18 protein-coding genes are annotated in these 17,219 nt (G+C 34.9%); 7 read left to right on the forward strand and 11 right to left on the reverse strand.

Going from position 1 to position 17,219, the window contains the following annotated elements:
• The first annotated feature begins 77 nt into the window (after window positions 1-77).
• Window positions 78-596 carry a peptide-methionine (S)-S-oxide reductase MsrA gene (msrA, locus tag MKY37_RS00455; protein ID WP_340772588.1) on the forward strand — a complete coding sequence of 173 codons (519 nt, stop codon included), beginning with the start codon at window positions 78-80 and terminating at the stop codon, window positions 594-596.
• A gap of 244 nt (window positions 597-840) precedes the next feature.
• Here the strand turns inward: msrA and MKY37_RS00460 are convergent, their stop codons facing one another.
• From MKY37_RS00460 to MKY37_RS00480, 5 genes are read right to left on the reverse strand one after another with little or no spacing between them, the layout of a single operon-like run.
• Window positions 841-1,953: a DUF917 domain-containing protein gene (locus MKY37_RS00460; protein WP_340772589.1), complete on the reverse strand. Its 1,113-nt coding sequence runs from the start codon at window positions 1,951-1,953 to the stop codon at window positions 841-843.
• 24 nt (window positions 1,954-1,977) lie between these two features.
• Window positions 1,978-3,288, reverse strand: coding sequence for a purine-cytosine permease family protein (locus tag MKY37_RS00465; protein WP_340772591.1), 1,311 nt, complete (start codon window positions 3,286-3,288; stop codon window positions 1,978-1,980).
• A complete protein-coding gene (locus MKY37_RS00470; RefSeq protein WP_340772593.1) occupies window positions 3,288-5,054 on the reverse strand; it encodes a hydantoinase B/oxoprolinase family protein in 1,767 nt (588 codons plus the stop codon). The genes MKY37_RS00465 and MKY37_RS00470 overlap by 1 nt, the downstream gene beginning before the upstream one ends.
• Entirely contained in the window at window positions 5,047-7,092 is a 2,046-nt protein-coding gene (locus MKY37_RS00475) for a hydantoinase/oxoprolinase family protein (protein WP_340772595.1), read from the reverse strand. Before MKY37_RS00475 ends, MKY37_RS00470 begins: the two co-directional genes overlap by 8 nt.
• 29 nt (window positions 7,093-7,121) lie before the next feature.
• Window positions 7,122-7,664, reverse strand: a complete 543-nt coding sequence (locus MKY37_RS00480) for a helix-turn-helix domain-containing protein (protein WP_340772596.1) — start codon at window positions 7,662-7,664, stop codon at window positions 7,122-7,124.
• A gap of 392 nt (window positions 7,665-8,056) precedes the next feature.
• Here MKY37_RS00480 and MKY37_RS00485 point away from each other — a divergent pair, with 392 nt between their 5' ends.
• Window positions 8,057-9,652, forward strand: a complete 1,596-nt coding sequence (locus MKY37_RS00485; protein WP_340772599.1) for an ABC-F family ATP-binding cassette domain-containing protein — start codon at window positions 8,057-8,059, stop codon at window positions 9,650-9,652.
• Between the two features lie 141 nt (window positions 9,653-9,793).
• On the opposite strand, the gene MKY37_RS00490 is transcribed toward MKY37_RS00485, so the two are convergent.
• Window positions 9,794-11,062, reverse strand: a complete 1,269-nt coding sequence (locus tag MKY37_RS00490; protein ID WP_340772600.1) for an S-adenosylmethionine decarboxylase related protein — start codon at window positions 11,060-11,062, stop codon at window positions 9,794-9,796.
• Between the two features lie 227 nt (window positions 11,063-11,289).
• Here MKY37_RS00490 and speD point away from each other — a divergent pair, with 227 nt between their 5' ends.
• The gene (gene speD, locus MKY37_RS00495) at window positions 11,290-11,715 is read left to right on the forward strand and encodes an adenosylmethionine decarboxylase (RefSeq protein WP_340772602.1); all 426 of its coding nucleotides are present in this window, start codon (window positions 11,290-11,292) and stop codon (window positions 11,713-11,715) included.
• A gap of 204 nt (window positions 11,716-11,919) precedes the next feature.
• Here speD and MKY37_RS00500 read toward each other — a convergent pair whose 3' ends face one another.
• Window positions 11,920-12,408 (reverse strand): YkvA family protein, encoded by a 489-nt coding sequence (locus MKY37_RS00500; protein WP_340772605.1) that lies wholly within the window; start codon window positions 12,406-12,408, stop codon window positions 11,920-11,922.
• 105 nt (window positions 12,409-12,513) lie between these two features.
• Here MKY37_RS00500 and MKY37_RS00505 point away from each other — a divergent pair, with 105 nt between their 5' ends.
• Window positions 12,514-13,164 carry a hypothetical protein gene (locus tag MKY37_RS00505; RefSeq protein ID WP_340772607.1) on the forward strand — a complete coding sequence of 217 codons (651 nt, stop codon included), beginning with the start codon at window positions 12,514-12,516 and terminating at the stop codon, window positions 13,162-13,164.
• Between the two features lie 38 nt (window positions 13,165-13,202).
• Here MKY37_RS00505 and MKY37_RS00510 read toward each other — a convergent pair whose 3' ends face one another.
• Both MKY37_RS00510 and MKY37_RS00515 read right to left on the reverse strand, forming a co-directional pair.
• Complete coding sequence (locus MKY37_RS00510) at window positions 13,203-13,403, reverse strand: cold-shock protein (RefSeq protein WP_090561394.1); 201 nt, start codon at window positions 13,401-13,403, stop codon at window positions 13,203-13,205.
• 179 nt (window positions 13,404-13,582) lie between these two features.
• Window positions 13,583-13,870 carry a DUF1033 family protein gene (locus MKY37_RS00515; protein WP_340772617.1) on the reverse strand — a complete coding sequence of 96 codons (288 nt, stop codon included), beginning with the start codon at window positions 13,868-13,870 and terminating at the stop codon, window positions 13,583-13,585.
• A gap of 154 nt (window positions 13,871-14,024) precedes the next feature.
• On the opposite strand from MKY37_RS00515, the gene MKY37_RS00520 reads away from it, so the two are divergent.
• A complete protein-coding gene (locus MKY37_RS00520) occupies window positions 14,025-14,306 on the forward strand; it encodes an acylphosphatase (RefSeq protein WP_340772621.1) in 282 nt (93 codons plus the stop codon).
• Here the strand turns inward: MKY37_RS00520 and MKY37_RS00525 are convergent.
• A complete protein-coding gene (locus tag MKY37_RS00525; protein ID WP_340772623.1) occupies window positions 14,303-14,590 on the reverse strand; it encodes a hypothetical protein in 288 nt (95 codons plus the stop codon). The two genes, MKY37_RS00520 and MKY37_RS00525, sit on opposite strands and share 4 nt — an antisense overlap.
• Window positions 14,591-14,647: 57 nt before the next feature.
• Between MKY37_RS00525 and MKY37_RS00530 the strand changes: the two genes are divergently transcribed.
• The gene (locus tag MKY37_RS00530) at window positions 14,648-15,325 is read left to right on the forward strand and encodes a 5-bromo-4-chloroindolyl phosphate hydrolysis family protein (RefSeq protein WP_340772625.1); all 678 of its coding nucleotides are present in this window, start codon (window positions 14,648-14,650) and stop codon (window positions 15,323-15,325) included.
• Entirely contained in the window at window positions 15,297-16,484 is a 1,188-nt protein-coding gene (locus MKY37_RS00535; protein WP_340772627.1) for a toxic anion resistance protein, read from the forward strand. The genes MKY37_RS00530 and MKY37_RS00535 overlap by 29 nt, the downstream gene beginning before the upstream one ends.
• A gap of 122 nt (window positions 16,485-16,606) precedes the next feature.
• On the opposite strand, the gene MKY37_RS00540 is transcribed toward MKY37_RS00535, so the two are convergent.
• Window positions 16,607-17,179, reverse strand: a complete 573-nt coding sequence (locus tag MKY37_RS00540) for a GNAT family N-acetyltransferase (protein ID WP_340772629.1) — start codon at window positions 17,177-17,179, stop codon at window positions 16,607-16,609.
• Window positions 17,180-17,219 lie beyond the last annotated feature (40 nt).

Below are 17,219 nucleotides of genomic sequence, written 5' to 3' on the forward strand. Positions count from 1 at the left end.
ACTACTTCTAAACAAGTGGTAAAATCTATTTTACATATAGTAAAATTCAATCAGTGCGATTAATAGGAGGAATGAACATGATAGAAAAAGCAACTTTCGCAGGTGGGTGTTTTTGGTGCATGGTAAAGCCATTCGATACTTGGGACGGCATACATAAAGTAACTTCAGGATATATGGGTGGTCATCTTGATAACCCTACATATGAAGACGTAAAAAAAGGTGATTCTGGTCATTTAGAGGTTGTAGAAATACAATATGATTCTGCTCTTTTCTCATACAACCAATTATTAGAAATTTTTTGGCAGCAAATTGATCCTACCGATGATGGCGGTCAATTCCAAGATCGGGGAGAAAGCTATCGCACTGCCATATTTATTCATTCGGATGAGCAACGAGAGCTGGCGGAGCAATCGAAAAAACAACTTGCAGCAAGTGGAAAGTTCTCTAAGCCTATTGTTACCGAAATTCGTGAAGCTAAAACATTTTATGAAGCCGAAGAGTATCATCAAGATTTCTATAAAAAAAGCCCTTCACACTACAAAGAGGATCGTGCACAATCAGGCCGAGATGAATTTATAGAGAAAAACTGGAAATAGAATTCAACATTAATAGCATACTAAAACAATGGGTCTCAATAACCTTTAGAGAAAAGGATACTGTCCCATTATCAAAGTGAAAAAGAGAATCCCACGGAAAATCTGATAGCTCAGCTTTTCTGTGGGATTTTATGTTTGTAAATAGGACTAATGAGCATTAATAAAGGCTACCCCAAATGTCATTGTAATTGGATAGCCTTATTATTTTATAATTTTATAACTATTTCTTTATATCACACTAGTTTCATTTTCCCATTCCATTAATGATTTTTAAATTTAGATAATCCTTTTTCTCCATCCCAATATACTCTGGTCCAAAAATAGAGAGACCTTTATCTGTTTCCCAAATAGTTGGAGCCGGAAAAGATAATACAGCTACTTCCATTCCTGCTTTGCAAGAAGGATTCAGTAAAGGTTTACCAGTTTGATAATCAAGTATAATAATTAGCTCTGGAATAATAGAAACGATTTTGTCTGCAATTCTAGCTGTCATATTTTCATTTCTAAACCATACAGACATCTCGTCTTTCAAATTATCAGATTTAATATTAATAGTTCCCTCTATGAATCCCCTTACTTCTTCCCATGATGCTTCACTAACTGTTCCCTTGAAAAGAATTTTCCCATCTCCTGCGAGAGTAATCGTTTCGATGGGATTAACTCCATCCTCATTTGCTAGGCGCATCGCTCGGCCAACTGCTTGTGCTTTGGAAATCGTACCTTCAATAACTGACGTCCTAAATTTTTCTCCTTTAACAGGGTGATCGCATATTCCTGAATAGTTTCCAGATATAGTTGCAAATGTTCTTGCGATAGCTTCTGCTCGATCATGACTTGCTGCTGTTTCAACAACTAATGTATCTCCATAGCGATTAGCTAAAGCAAAAGGAGCAATTGAAACATCGAAAATATTAAATGTTGTTTGTGCCAAATCAGGTACCGCTCTTCCCGCAGGGTCTGCATCGACTAATGGAATATCTAAACTAGCAGCCACTTCCATTGCCCATGCCGTGTTCCCCCCAAGTTCTGTTGCACAAATACACTTAATCTCTTCTCTTAAGTTCTTCTGTAAAATTCTTGTCGCGATCGTTGAAACATTTTCTTTTACTGGCTTTAGCCCTTTTAACTTTTGAACTATTTCATCTGAAGGTGGTGCAACAGACCCTACATAATAAGGAGAAGCAACGAGCCAGTGGTCTTTTACATCTTCTAAAGCTATTAACTTAATTTCTTTCCCATTACGATATATGTTTTTTATAATTTCCAGGCCTTCTGATAAACTACCTCCTCCACCAGTTCCGTAAATACATGCTCCATACAAAATATCTTCTGCTTCTTGCAATTGTAAAGTTCTCAAAAAAATCACCCTTCATATCCTTCCTTACTCCACTTTTGTAAATTGATCTGGACGTATTTTATGTTTAACCTTCATTAATAATAGGTAGACTATCGCCGAAATAAATAATGATTGAACGGCTGGTATCCCCATTTCAATGATATATTGGGTGTAGTAAGCGACTGCAATACCAATTGCCATTGCTATTGTAGCCATCCAGTTCCAACCTGGATTATCTTTATACGTTTGACTACGAATAAAAAAGAAGTCCGCAATCATAATACCAGCAATGGGTCCGTAAATAATCCCTGAAACATATAAAAAATCCTCAAAGTAATTTAATACTCCCCCTAGCGCCATACCAACCCCTAAAATTGTCCCTATGAAAGTAAGTATTGCACGTCCCTTTCCAGAATTAATGTTCATCATATTAGCCATAGAAAGGCCCATACTATAACTATTTACTATTTGACTAGTCCATGTAGAGAGCCACAAGATTAGGAAACCCCACATTGGAAAACCAAGCCCTAGCATGATTTGTACAATGTCGGCTTCTCCAACACCAATCGCCATTATTGCTCCTACAAAAAATAGTGGAAATCCTACGCCGATAATACCTATTGGAATAAGTAAATTATCTTTTACTTTAGGCTTTGCATACCGTGTATAATCCTGAACACCTACCCATTGCGATACATTCATACCTAAAACTAAACTAATAGCCGCTAGTATCGTTATACTAGACTCTGGCTGCCAAGAAGCAACTTTTTCCCATCCTGAATCTTTCATAACTAAATAAATTCCTGTTACTACTAAAAGTAGCCCTGCCGGAACTGCAATAATATCTGTCCACTTCATTGAGGACATACCAAATATAGAAGGGACCGCAAAAATTAGTCCACAAACTGTTGTGATAAGTGCGAGCATTCCCCATTCATTTTCATAGTCTATACCAAACATTGCTGCAATAGCTTCTCCTGTTACAGCTGTTTGCAAAGCCCACCATCCTAATCCTACAAAAAACGTAATGAAACCAATAATCCATCTCGCTTGTATATGTCCGAAACTACTTCTTGCTATTACTGAAGAAGAAATACCCGTTATTGCTCCCATATATCCAGTAATTGCGTTTCCAATCCATTGAACAACGAAAAGAGAAACGAATAATATCCAAAAAATTTCAGTAATACCAAAGTAAGTGGCTAACAATGCTCCAGTTAATAAAACAGGGATAGAAAATTCTAATCCACCAAAGATTACCGCTGGAACAATCCAGTGTTGTCTCTGATTTAACGGAACAGGAAATAACGCTTCATCTGTTGAGACCGCTTTAGCTTTTTTCTCTTTATTAGTCATCAGGCTCTCCCTTTCAAGTAGCTTCTTCTTTCTTCTATTTCCTGTTTAATCTCGTATGTTTCCGTATCAAGCACCACTCCAAACTTTACCCTAGCATCTTCAATGGAAAAGTAGCCATTCTTCACATCACTTTGAATTTGTCGTAGGGAACGTAAATATGGATTACCATAACCTCCTCCAGTTCCTGTTACTAATTCGAGTACATCCCCTTCTTGCAAAGGATATCTTGCATACATACCATACGGACCATCTATTTCTCCATTATGTTTTTTCACAAAGAATTTATTAGTTGATCCTTCTTCTCCATCGTTAACACCCCATGGTGCAAATTTATGACGCCCATAAGTTACCGTCGCCTTAGCATCACTGGAAAGTACACGGTATGAGCGAACAACTCCTGCTCCACCGATATATTCCCCTGCTCCCTTTCCATCACAATTTAATTTATATTCATCAATCATTACTCCGTAGCGAGCTTCGGCAATTTCAACTGGGATATTATACGTTTCTCCATCCCCAATACAGAACTGTCCACGAGCTCCATCTTGTCCTAATCCAGCTCCCCAACCTCCAACAGATGGTTCCACTATTAAATATGGTTCCGAAGTATCTGAATGTTCTCCAGATAAAGTTACTGAACAAACCGAAAGGAAGTGGCCAGCTGTTAATCTTTTAGGTAAAACAGGAGCAAGGGCTTGCCACACTAAGTCTCCTCCAGATGAACCACTTTCCCAATAGTTTGATACAGGTGCAGGACGTTCTGCTGAAAATATGGAACCTTTATCTGTAATTACTTTCAATGGTCTAAACACACCATCATTTGCATCTTGGGATGGATTAGTAATCGCTAAAAATACTGTTCTAACATCAGTTACAAGTGTAGTGTAGGAACCATTAACTGGTCCTGGGACTTGTGGATGGCTCCCTCTAAAATCACAAGTAAATTCGTCATCTGTGATAGTTACCTTCACTTGAATTCTAAAAGGTCCATTGCCTAGTCCATCCCCATCAATATAGTTACTAGCTTCATATACTCCATTTGGAAGTTTCTCTAGCTCCTTAAGAGCCATTTGTTCACCTTGTTGCAAAAGTAGTTCGATGGAAGCTTCCACTGTTTCTTTTTTATACTTATCACAAAGCTCTTTCATTCGTTTTTCTCCAATTTTCAAAGCAGCAATTTGCGCCCACATATCACCCTCTGATAAATCTGGAAACCTAACATTACTCTTAATCATTTCTATTAAAGCCGTATTCATCTCGCCTTTATTGCTTAATTTAATACAAGGAAATTGCAAACCCTCTTGGTAAATATCGGTGGAATCATTTGTAAACGACCCTGGATCTTTCCCCCCCACTTCCGTCCAATGCGCTTTGTTGGCTGAAAAACCCATTAGTTCTCCATTATAAAATATAGGAAGTACAAGACCGACATCCGACAGATGTGTGCCTCCTCCCCCATAAGGGTCATTGATGATAAAAACATCTCCTGGATAAATATCATTTTTATCGCTATATTTCGTGATTACATCTTTAACCATGTAACTTAACGTCCCGATAAACCCCGCTACTCCATTACCTTGGGTAAGCAATTGACCCTTCCTATCTGTTAAACCACAGGCAAAGTCTAATACCTCATAAATAATTGGGCTCATAGAAGTCCTGGCCAAGGTATAAAACATCTCATCTCCAATTGACAACAATGTTTCTTTTACAATTTCTAATGTGAATGGATCCTGTTCCTTAAAAAGTTGTTTTATTTCACTCATTTGTATCTACCCCAGTAACAATTATTAGATTTCCATAAATATCTGCATATACTTTTTGGCCTTTTTCAATTATTGTTACCGCTGCTTTTTCTTCAATAATTGCAGGACCAACTATTTTTACTTCCGTGGGAAGCATATCTCTCTTGTAAATAGTAGTCTCGACCCAACCATCTTTTTCAAAGTAAACAGGGCGACGTTCTATTATTGCGCTTTCGGATAAACCTGAATTTTCAGTCTCCTTCAACGATGGTTTATTTATATTTCCAAGTGCCACTAAGTGGAAGCTAACAATTTCAGTCGGTGACCCATCTAGACGAAACGTAAAATTCTTCTCGTGGAGTTCATGAAAATTATTTATTAATTCTATTATTGTCTCTTCCGTCCAATTTCCATTTGAAGCTGGAACTTTTACTGTATGTTCCTGTCCCAAATAACGAATGTCTACATAACGTGTAAACACAACAGTTTCTTCAAATTCTTCTTTTTTAAATTGTGCAATTGCTTTGCTTTCAATATCCTGCCATTTTTCGTTGACCTCAACTAGGTCTAGTTCTGACAACCGCTTAACATACGTTTGAATAAAGTCATGTCGTAAATCAGTCATTAACATTCCCCAAGCTGAAAACACTGGTGAAGCAAATGGAATAACTACTTTTTTAACTCCTAATTCCTTTGCTAAAGAGGCTGCATGCATGGACCCTCCACCCCCAAAAGCAACTAATGTGAAGTTTCTTGGATCGTGTCCTTTTCGGATAGATATAAGCTTTAATGCTGTTAACATGTTGGCGTTAGCAATTCGGATAATGCCCAGTGCTGCTTCTTCGACACTCAAATTAAAAGCCTTCGCTATTCTCTCTTCCAATACCATAGCTACTTTTCTCATATCTACTTTATAGTCAAAATTTTTAGGCGACAACCTCCCTATAATTAGATTAGCGTCAGTAGTCGTTGGGTCCATTCCTCCTTTGTTATATGCAACAGGACCTGGCAGAGCTCCCGCAGATTGTGGTCCTACTTTCAGCGAACCACCTTCGTCGATCCATGCAATGGAGCCACCGCCGTTTCCAATCTCTACAATGTCAACTACTGGTACTTTAACGGGATATCCAGCAGTACGGCTATTTTTCTCTATATAGTAATCTGTTGATACCTTCATAACCCCATCTTCAATTAGGGAGCATTTTGCAGTAGTTCCCCCAATATCGAACGCTATAATGTTTGATTCTCCAATTTGGGCTCCTAGTATAGCTGAAGCATACACCCCTGCAACAGGGCCAGATTCTAACATATTAATAGGTAATTTTTTTGCCTGTTCAAAGGTCGTAGTACCACCATTAGATTGCATAATGTAATTTTTTCCGTCTGATATTTTCTTTATCTCATTTTGTAATTTATCAATATAGGTAGATGCAATCGGTTGAACATATGCATTAAGAACTGTTGTACTTGCTCTTTCGTATTCTCTCCATTCCATTGTTACCTCATGGGAAACGGTTACAAAAACTTCTGGCCAATGGTTTTGAATTATTTTTTTTGTTTCTAACTCATGGATTGGATTAATATACGAATGTAAGTAGACTACTCCTATTGCTTCTACCCCTTCTACCTTAAGCTCATTAATTATTTGGATAATCTCTTCCTCTTTTAAAGGTTGAATAATCTTCCCTTTGTAATTAAGTCGTTCTTCTACTTCTTTTCTCAAATATCTTTCTACAAAAGGAGTAGGCTTTTCATAACGTATATTAAATAGGTCTGGTCTGTTTCCTCTGGCAATTTCTAATACGTCCTTAAAACCTTTCGTAGTTATTAAAGCAGTTTTTACTCCTTTTCTTTCAGTGATTGCGTTAATTACGACTGTAGATCCATGAATAAATTGCTTCATTTGATGTTTATTAATATCATTTTTCTTAATTACATCCATTACCCCTTTTTCAAAATTTGGCGGAGTTGTTGATGTTTTGTCTACTTTGATATTTCCATTCTCGTCCATATATACAAGATCGGTAAATGTACCACCTATGTCTGTAGCTACTCTCATTTCTTCCCCTACTTCCCTGATTAAATTAATTAAAAAATAATTGGTGTTAAAACACTTAAAAGCACCGTTTCTTGTTCTAGTGGATTTTTCCACATATGCTCTGTAGTTGAAGGGAAATGAATTGACTCTCCCTCTTTTAAATAATGCTCTTCATTATCTATTACAAAAATAACTGCCCCTTTTAATACATAATAAAATTCTTCTCCAGGGTGACTAAATGTAAATTGATCCACTTGTAATGGTGGAATTACCACAGTCAACGCCTCTAATTCTCGTTCAATAAAATGACCACTTAACTTTGTGTATGTAGAATCAGAGCCTGTAATTTGAAAAGGTTTTTGTTCTTCTAATTTGTGTGTATATTTCACTTCTATCTCTTTTTGAAAAAAGTCTGCCATCTCAACATTTAATGCATCTGCAATTTTCTTTAATGACGTTATCGCTAATGAAGATGAACCTCTTTCTACTTGCGATAGAAATCCGACTGATAAGTCCGTTTGTTCACTCATTTCTTTTAATGTCATATCTTTCATTTTTCGAAATTCTCTAATTTTTTTTGCAATTCTATCCATCTAAATTATAGTCTCCTCTTAAAAATTATAGTAATACTTAACTTTTTTAATAATATCATAATTTTTTAAATATTCAATATTAAAATAAAATCTTTTTTCTAATACAAAAGACAATATGAAATATGGAAGAGTCTGGTACATTTAAAATAAGCAACTGAGGTTAATGGATAAGCAAGAAGTTCTAAAGGGGTATATTTAAGAGGACTTACAAGAAAAACGGATTACTCTAATCCATACCTTTCACAAATTGAAACAAATAAGAATAATAGTGGCTAATTTTGGAGCAATTCAATAATTAAAGTACCTTTAAACCCTATAAAATCAAGGATTTATAGAATTTGTTCATATTTCATGCTATAATAAGTTCATTGTGAATTTTAGGAGGTACTAGCATGATTGCAGTAAGTAACGTAAGTCTTCGTTTTGGTGATCGTAAATTGTTCGAAGACGTAAATATAAAGTTTACACCAGGCAACTGTTATGGATTGATTGGTGCAAATGGAGCAGGAAAGTCAACATTTATCAAAATTTTATCTGGGGAAATTGAGGCACAAGAAGGCAACGTTATTATGAACCCAGATGAACGTTTAGCAATTTTAAAACAAAATCACTTCGAATACGAAGAACACACTGTTTTAGAGACAGTTATGATGGGACATAAACGTTTATATGAAGTAATGAATGAGAAAAATGCTATCTACATGAAGGAAGATTTTTCAGACGAAGATGGTATGCGTGCAGCCGAATTAGAAGGTGAATTTGCTGACTTAAACGGTTGGGAAGCTGAATCCGAAGCAGCAATACTTTTACAAGGTCTTGGTATTCCTGATGAAATGCACCAAAAGAAAATGGCTGATTTAACTGGTTCTGAAAAGGTAAAAGTTCTTTTATCTCAAGCTCTTTTTGGTAAACCAGATGTACTATTACTAGATGAGCCTACTAACCATTTAGACATTAAAGCTATTCAGTGGCTGGAAGATTTCCTTATTAACTTTGATAATACTGTTATTGTAGTATCCCATGACCGTCATTTCTTGAACAAAGTATGTACGCATATTGCGGATTTAGATTTCAGTAAAATTCAAGTTTACGTAGGGAACTATGATTTCTGGTACGAATCCAGTCAACTTGCTTCCAAATTAGCTTCCGATCAAAATAGTAAAAAAGAAGAAAAAATTAAAGAGTTACAGGCGTTTATTGCTCGATTTAGTGCCAATGCTTCTAAATCCAAACAAGCAACCTCTCGTAAGAAAATGCTGGATAAAATAGAACTAGATGATATTAGACCGTCATCTCGTAAGTATCCATATGTAAACTTCGCGATGAAACGCGATATCGGGAATGATGTTTTACAAGTTCAAGATTTAGGTCATTCCACAGAAGACAAAAAACTCTTCTCCAATATGAGCTTTACGATGAATAAAGAAGACAAAATTATTCTCCTAGGGGATGAATTGGCGAAGTCAGCATTATTACGTATTCTAGCTGAGGAAGAAGAACCAAATGAAGGATCAGTACGTTGGGGTGTTACTACAACACGCGCTTACTTCCCGCTTGATAATGCAAAATACTTCGAAGGCAGCGAACCATCATTAGTAGATTGGTTACGCCAGTATTCTCCTGACGATGAAAGCGAAACTTTCCTACGAGGATTCCTAGGTCGTATGCTTTTCTCTGGGGAAGAAGTGAAGAAAAAACCTTCTGTTCTTTCAGGTGGAGAAAAAGTACGTTGTATGCTTTCTAAAATGATGCTTTCGGAATCGAATGTATTATTACTAGATGAACCAACGAATCACTTGGACCTTGAGTCTATTCAAGCATTGAATAATGGTCTTACATTATTCAAAGGTGCTATGATTTTCACATCTCATGACCATCAGTTCATCCAAACAATTGCTAATCGCGTAATTGAAATCCGCGAAGACGGTTCAATTTTAGATAAACAATTAACGTACGATGAGTTCCTAGAATGGAAAGAACAAATATAAGTAAAAGTTCGAGTGATTTGTGAAAACACTGCAAATCATTTCATGCAATTTTAAACAGGTTATCCTACTTCGATTATATCGAGGAAGGATAACCTGTTTTGTTGAACAATGAGGTTACTAATTTCTGAAGAGTGTTGACGATTAATTACTCTTTTTTATTCTTTCGTGTAAGAGGCCATCTGAATGCTTATTTACACCCTGTACAAAATCAGTCATGTAATAAGTCAGATATTGACCATAGCCATTGTTCGTTTTTAACAAAAGCTCATCTACATAATATGCTCCTTTTGGTATTTTATCTAATAGTAGGACGGAGAGAGCCGCATAAATACCGCAGGCTACTTGAAAATATGTAGCATTAGTTTTGTATTTTGAAAAGATAGAATCATTTCTTGACACATTGTACATATATCGTTCTTTGTCCTTATAAACTAGAAGTACTCCAGCTAAATCTTCCCCTTCCAATGTCTCTTCAAGAGGATCAAGAACTTTCATTTCAAAGTCCCACACTTTATCCAGATCCTCTATGTTTGACCGAATTAACTCTGAAGTATGATCATTTACTTTATACAAAAAACCAAATTCCATGTCATACAACTGACCTAAAGTATATACCTCTTCATGTGGCATCAAGCATCCAAAAAACTGTTTGTCCCCTAATTTCACTTTAAATTCGACATCATAAACATTTTCATACAAAAAAAGTGGTGTATGATGTTTCATAAACATAGGGTAACTCAAAATCGCCTCATCGAGAAAACATTCAGGTGACCAAGTTGTATATATAACATTTTTTTTAGCTTTATTTTTATTTTTATAAAAGGAGTTGTCATGTTCTACAATATAGCAAGCTAGAGGAGCTTCTTCTAATGAATCACTTTTAAGTAGTTCAATGGCCATCCATTGAACTACACCGGGATTCATACCTGAGCCAATTATAGAAGATGAATTTGTAAATGTATGTTTCTTCTTTTCTAACATTCTCATTCTCTCAATTAACCCAAATCCTTCATATAAATCTTCATTTTCATCAACCATAGTATTTTCTAATGCTGTGTTTAAGTACTTGATACCCAATTGATCGCAACATTGTAGCATTTCAATCGTATCTGCCCAAGAAATGTCAATAACAACAGATGTATTTGAATTTTTAAGATGCTCTATAAAATTAGTAGTATCTTTTAAATCAAATTGATGTAATTCAAATTGATCTTTCAAATTGGGAAATAAACTACTATAGTAAGTTTCCTTTTTTTGTTTATAATCAATCAAATGAATTTTACTATTATTAATAATGTGATAAATGGGATCCTTTTTATCATGAACTGATTTATTTAATATGGAGAGTATAGATTTTGCCACACCTCCGGCACTACCAAGAATCGTTATAACTGTTTGATTAACTTGCATTTCGACACCTCATCTATTTTTTTATAATATATGTGATGAGATTGAAAGTGTTTAGACTGTTGACCTGTTAGAGAAATTAGATTTCTGTTCTTAATAGTTTTTATTCATTAAGCAATATGCACACCTCTACTACCTTCTAGTACATAAAATAATAAAAGTATAGTTGTGAAATTCGGAAACCTCACTGCTTAACGAAATTCAAAATACAATAAGAAAAGAGTGATTCGTTGGATACAAACGGACAGCATTTCGTTATTGATGCATTTGAGTGTCAGAATGATATGCTAAATAATGCAAAAGAGTTAGAAGACTTATTAACAAGAGCAATTAATCAGTTAGAAATGGAGATTCTATCTTCTCATTTCCATTCTTTTTTTCCACAAGGGGTAACAGGGATTATAGGTATTTCAACTTCCCATTTTTCCATTCATACATGGCCGGAACATGGATATGCAGCTTTAGATATATATACATGTGGGGATCAGAATATATGGCCAGTTTTAAGAGAAATTCTTCTTATATTACAAGCTGGACGATCTGATGTATACGAAATTTGCCGAGGAGAAAATATCAACAATAATGTAACATTAAGAAAATTTACGCTTACTGTTAATGGAACTAATGAGGAAATTATAGAATCCAACGTTTTCTAAAACGTAGCGTTATTTCGAGATGAATGAAATATGAGAATTAACAAAATATCGAACAAATAATTGATATTAACGCACTAAAATATAGCAATAAGAACAACAAAATTTTACTAGAAAGACGACTTTAAATTCTAAACTCGAATTTAAAGTCGTCTTTTTATGAAGTTATTAAAAACTCTTAGATTTCAATGATCTTAGATTTTTCCCTTAAGCTTTCTCTGACTTTTTTATATATCTACCTAGTAAAGATTTCGACGGTAGCTTGCCTATAAGCGAATCACTGGTTTTTGAAACTTTCTTTAAAACATTTAATAGTTTTTCATCTCCAGCCCAATGCTCCTCAATTACTTCAGTTGAAAACCTATTCAGAAGCATATTTACTACAAATGTAGCCACAATTATATCATCGATAAATCCACCAGGACCAATTAACCCTTCTGGTAAAACATCAATCGGAGTAATAAAATATAAGATTCCACTCCCGATAATCGTTTTATATTTTGTATCGATTCGATTATCTAACATAGCTTTAATTAATAAATGAAATAAATCTGGAGCAAACAATAAATAAGGTGCAAATTTAGTCGTTTTCCCTTTTTTAGATTCTCCATAATTTGTGATTTTTGAGCGCAATTTTGTATAAAAATCTTGCTGTTCCTCATAAGGAGGTAGCTCTTTCTTTAATTCGATATTCAATGCAATCTCTCCTCTCTTGTTTTCACTATACCAAAAAATCGATAAATTGAAACAAAATAACCTTGGTAGCCGTCTAATCTTTATGATAATAAGGAGGGAAAAATAATGAAAAAGTATTTACTTATTTTTATTTCTTTACTCTTTCTCTCTGCTTGCGGAAAGGAACAAGATGTGGAGGAAGAAATAATTACCACCCCTCCGACAGATGAAACTGTCGCGCCTCCTGAAAATACACCATCTGAAAAAGCAGAAAATTTATCCGATTATTTTATGCCAGACAAGTCTATTGCTCAGTTTAAAGGGGAAGGAAATGAATATGCCTCATACACTTTAACAACACAGCGTATAGGTGATTATGTAGTCACATATGAAGATAATGGTGGGACAGTTGTACAAAAGATGTACAATATTCAAGATGATAAAATTAGTTTGATTGCTGAAAATGCAGAAGCATATGATGCAAAATCACCTACTTTAGCGGAACTTGAGTCCATGAAAGAAATCGAAATTTATTTGGGCACTCCCTTTGAAGTAGGCACAGAATTTAACGGATGGAAAATCACTTCAGTAACGGCGACACTGGAAACAGGCCTCCAAACATTTGAAGATGTTATAGTTATGGAAAAAATAGATGAACAAGGTTTCACGAACAGGAAATATTTCGCAAAAAAATTTGGAGAAATTAAACGTGAATTTATTATGCAAGAAGGCAACGAGCAGTTTATTGTTTCTTCTACAATTGAAAGCATAAAATGAAAAAGAAGCACATCATTAAGGTGTGCTTCTTTGTACTCTTATAGTTTTGTAACGTTAGCAGCTTGAGGTCCGCGGTTACCTTCAACTACTTCAAATTCAACTTTTTGGCCTTCTTCAAGTGATTTGAAGCCTTCTCCTTGAATTGCTGAGAAGTGTACGAATACATCATTTTCTCCTTCTACTTCGATAAACCCAAATCCTTTTTCTGCGTTAAACCATTTTACTGTACCTTGTTTCATTCTATTACCTCCAAAAAATTAATCAATACGTGAAAAAAATTCACATATTCCATGAAGTACCGATCTCACATCGATCACTTCATAGGATATGTGAATAATTATTACGGTATTTTTCACTTTGAATTGTTAATTAAATTATATCAGTTGCTACAATTTAGTCAATGAGTATTTTTACAATTCTAAATAGTTTCTCGACAGTCTTTCCATATCAATCCATGATATATTTGTAAATCATCGTCACATGATTCACAAAAGCATTGTTCTTTTTCCGACCAAAAAGCCCAATATATATTATGCTTGGTTTTTTCTTTCGGAAAGATCCCCCGTAATTCTATTAGTTTCTTATCTAAAAAAGACCGCGCCTCTGATTCATGTTCAAAAGCATGTTTTTCTACAATATGCTGTTCCCAACCTTCAAATAGCCACCATGGCTCATAGTCCGCTTTCATATAAATTACTTCAAACATTTGCATCGCCTCTAACATTTTTTATTAACTCATATTTTACTGCTCTTATATAAAAAGTCTACTTATACGTCTTAAGAATTTATAAATTGAAAATTCCTACTTTTTAAGTTAAATTAATATTAATACTATTAACTACAGATTAGGAGACTATGTTATGAAAAAACGGGCTTATATTCAAATGCATGGTGATGTAGATGGAGTAGGTTTCCGGTTTTTAGTGAAACAAAAAGCTCAATCACTTGGTTTAAAAGGAAATTGCAAACAAACGGACAACAAGCTGATTGTTATTGATATAGAAGGCGATACAAATCGATTGGAGGAGTTTTTAGAATATATTCAAAAAGGCGTCTCCCCTTTATCTCATACAAATGCTTTTAGAATTGAATTCATTGATGAGCTACAGGGCTATACCTCCATGGAGACAGATATTGTTTAATATTTATTGAAAATGAAACCTTCTTCCATCTGAATCGTATATAGTAATATAGAAAAAAGTGAAACTTCAATCGGTGGGGTTTTCTTCATCCCCACTGATTGAAAAACTGAACTCAGGCAAATAACGCCGCGTCGTGCGACAAAGCCTGAGTGACCAACATCCTGTTGGCCCGAACCATTTGGGCTTTTACGGGCAGTTATATCCCACTTATGCTTTGTTACTTTGCCCGTACTTTGAAGTGGGAGTATTACGACGTACAGGACGTACTGTGCCGATGCTGCCATAGGACGTGGCGACTTTAATCGGTCAATCTGTTAATACGTGAAAAAGGAGGTAACATCATGAATGAAGTAGCTCAAACCTTCATACGCCATTGCTTAAATATACCGATCATGATCACTTCTTGGTTTGTTTTCTTTTTTTCAATTGAAAGTGGATTTTTCTGGAGTTCCGCTTTAGCTATAGGAGTATATATTGTTTCTAATTTTACGATAAAGAAAATACAGCAAAGAAGAATTATGAAAAAACATCAAATGACTCTTTCTGAGTATTTCCATATTCAGCAACAATTGAAAGAAGCAAATAAAAAGATAAAAGCTTTAAATAGTCAATATTTGAAAGTACGTTCGATCAGTTCGTTTAAACAATTATTCGAGATGAATCGATTAGCTAAACGTATTATTTCACTTGTTAAATCTAATCCAAAGAAATTTTACCAGGCGGAAAAGTTCTTTTATGCACATTTAGATTCAGCAGTAGAACTAACGTCAAAATATACATTATTAGTTTCCCAACCAGTGAAGAACAACGATATGAAATTAGCATTACAAGACACACGTGATACATTAGAATCTATCAGTACAGTAATGGAAGAAGATTTAAACAATGTATTAGCCTCTGATGTGGAACTCCTTAAAATGGAACTAGATTTTGCTAAATTATCATTTAAACAAACAGAAAAACCTTTATATTTAAAAGGAGAATCAGAAGATGAGCGAAAAGTTATCGAATACAAATGATGATATATTAATGGACGAATTATTATCTAGTCCGTTTGATTTGGATACTACAAAACCACAAGCCGTTTCCACAGAAACAGAGGCTACACCAACTAAATTGATCGATCGTTTATCTGAAGCAGAGCAACAAAAAGCTCGCCAATTAGCAGAACAGATTCCTGCCGGTAACTACGAAGCAATTTTAACTTACGGTGCTAACGCTCAATCAGAGCTAACCCGTTTTTCTCATCAAATGTTAGATCATGTGCAAAAGAAGGATATTGGACCTGTTGGAGATATTTTAAGTGATTTAATGAGTAAACTATCCCAGATTAATCCAGAGGAACTATCAACTGAGAAAAAATCGGGTATTAAAAAATTATTTAGTCGAGTTAATCGATCCGTACAAGAACTAATGACTAAGTATCAAAAACTTAGTACACAAATAGATCGCATTGGAATCCAACTGGAGCATTCTAAACGAGGTCTTGTTGAGGATGTTCAAATGCTCAATAAACTCTACGATCAAAATAAAACCTATTTCCAGGCTTTAAACGTATATATTGCAGCAGCCGAATTAAAACGAGATGACATAGTGAATGTTACAATTCCAGAGTTAAGACGAAAAGCAGAACTTTCCAATGATCAGATGGCATTTCAAGAGGTAAATGATATGGCTCAATTTGTGGATCGTCTAGAAAAAAGAGTTTATGATTTACAGCTATCTCGCCAAATAACGATTCAAAGCGCACCCCAAATTCGCATGATCCAGCAAACCAATCAAACACTTGCAGAAAAAATTCAGTCATCCATTATGACTTCTATCCCACTTTGGAAAAACCAAATTGCGATCGCATTAACCCTAAATCGTCAGCAAAAAGCAGTTGCTGCACAAAAACAAGTTACTAAAACAACCAATGACCTTTTATTGAAAAACTCGGAAATGCTTAAGGTTAACAGTATTGAAACTGCAAAAGAAAATGAACGTGGTATTGTAGAAATCGACACTTTGAAGAAAACACAAGAAAATCTTTTACAAACAATCGAAGAAACTATGCGCATTCAAGCAGATGGTCGCGTAAAACGAAAAGCAGCAGAAATAGAAATCGGTCGCATGGAGGAAGAATTGAAACAACGTCTTCTACTTATAGCTGATCAATCCAAAAACCGCTCTTCCTAATAATATACTGCAATCCAATAGTTAATACCTATTCAGTAACAATTAAAAAGAATTCATTTTGATATCAACATGGATCAAAATGAATTCTTTTTTGCTATTTATATAAATGATTATTGTATCTTTTAGTATGACTTCAACATGTTTTTCTTACTTTCTTCATTAAACACTAAAACCTCATGCGATAAGTCATAAGAATCGCCATAAAAATGCTCATCTTTATACGTGTGTATGTTTTCATACGTCCATTTCATGGCTTCGTAAATGGCATATTCATCTTGATCGGATGGGGACCAATACAAAATTTCCAAAATGGTATTTTCACCGGTTGCGAGGGAGCGGCGTGAGTATCCAATACGCGTAGCATGTTTAAATTCTTCACGTGAATAAAATCTAAGTCGCTTTTCTGAATCTGTGTCATCATAGTTAATGGGTTCTACTTCCAATAAAATGACTTTATTTTTTTCTTTTAATTGATTCAATAATTTGCGACCAAGACCTTCACCACGTGCTTCTTTAGAAACAAATAAGTAATCCACAAAGATAAAGTTATCAAATTCAACGTACATTAATACGTGCTTTGGACTCTCATCTTTTATATATACATTTCCCTTATCTGCCAAGAGTGTTTCCATATGATCTCGTGATTTCATTTCATCGACCGGAAAGTATTGATTGAGCTTTTCATACCAATTCATTTGGAACAATTCTCCTTCAAAATAGTATTTTGCTCGGTGA

This window comes from Psychrobacillus sp. FSL K6-2836 (assembly GCF_038003085.1).
GTDB lineage: Bacteria > Bacillota > Bacilli > Bacillales_A > Planococcaceae > Psychrobacillus.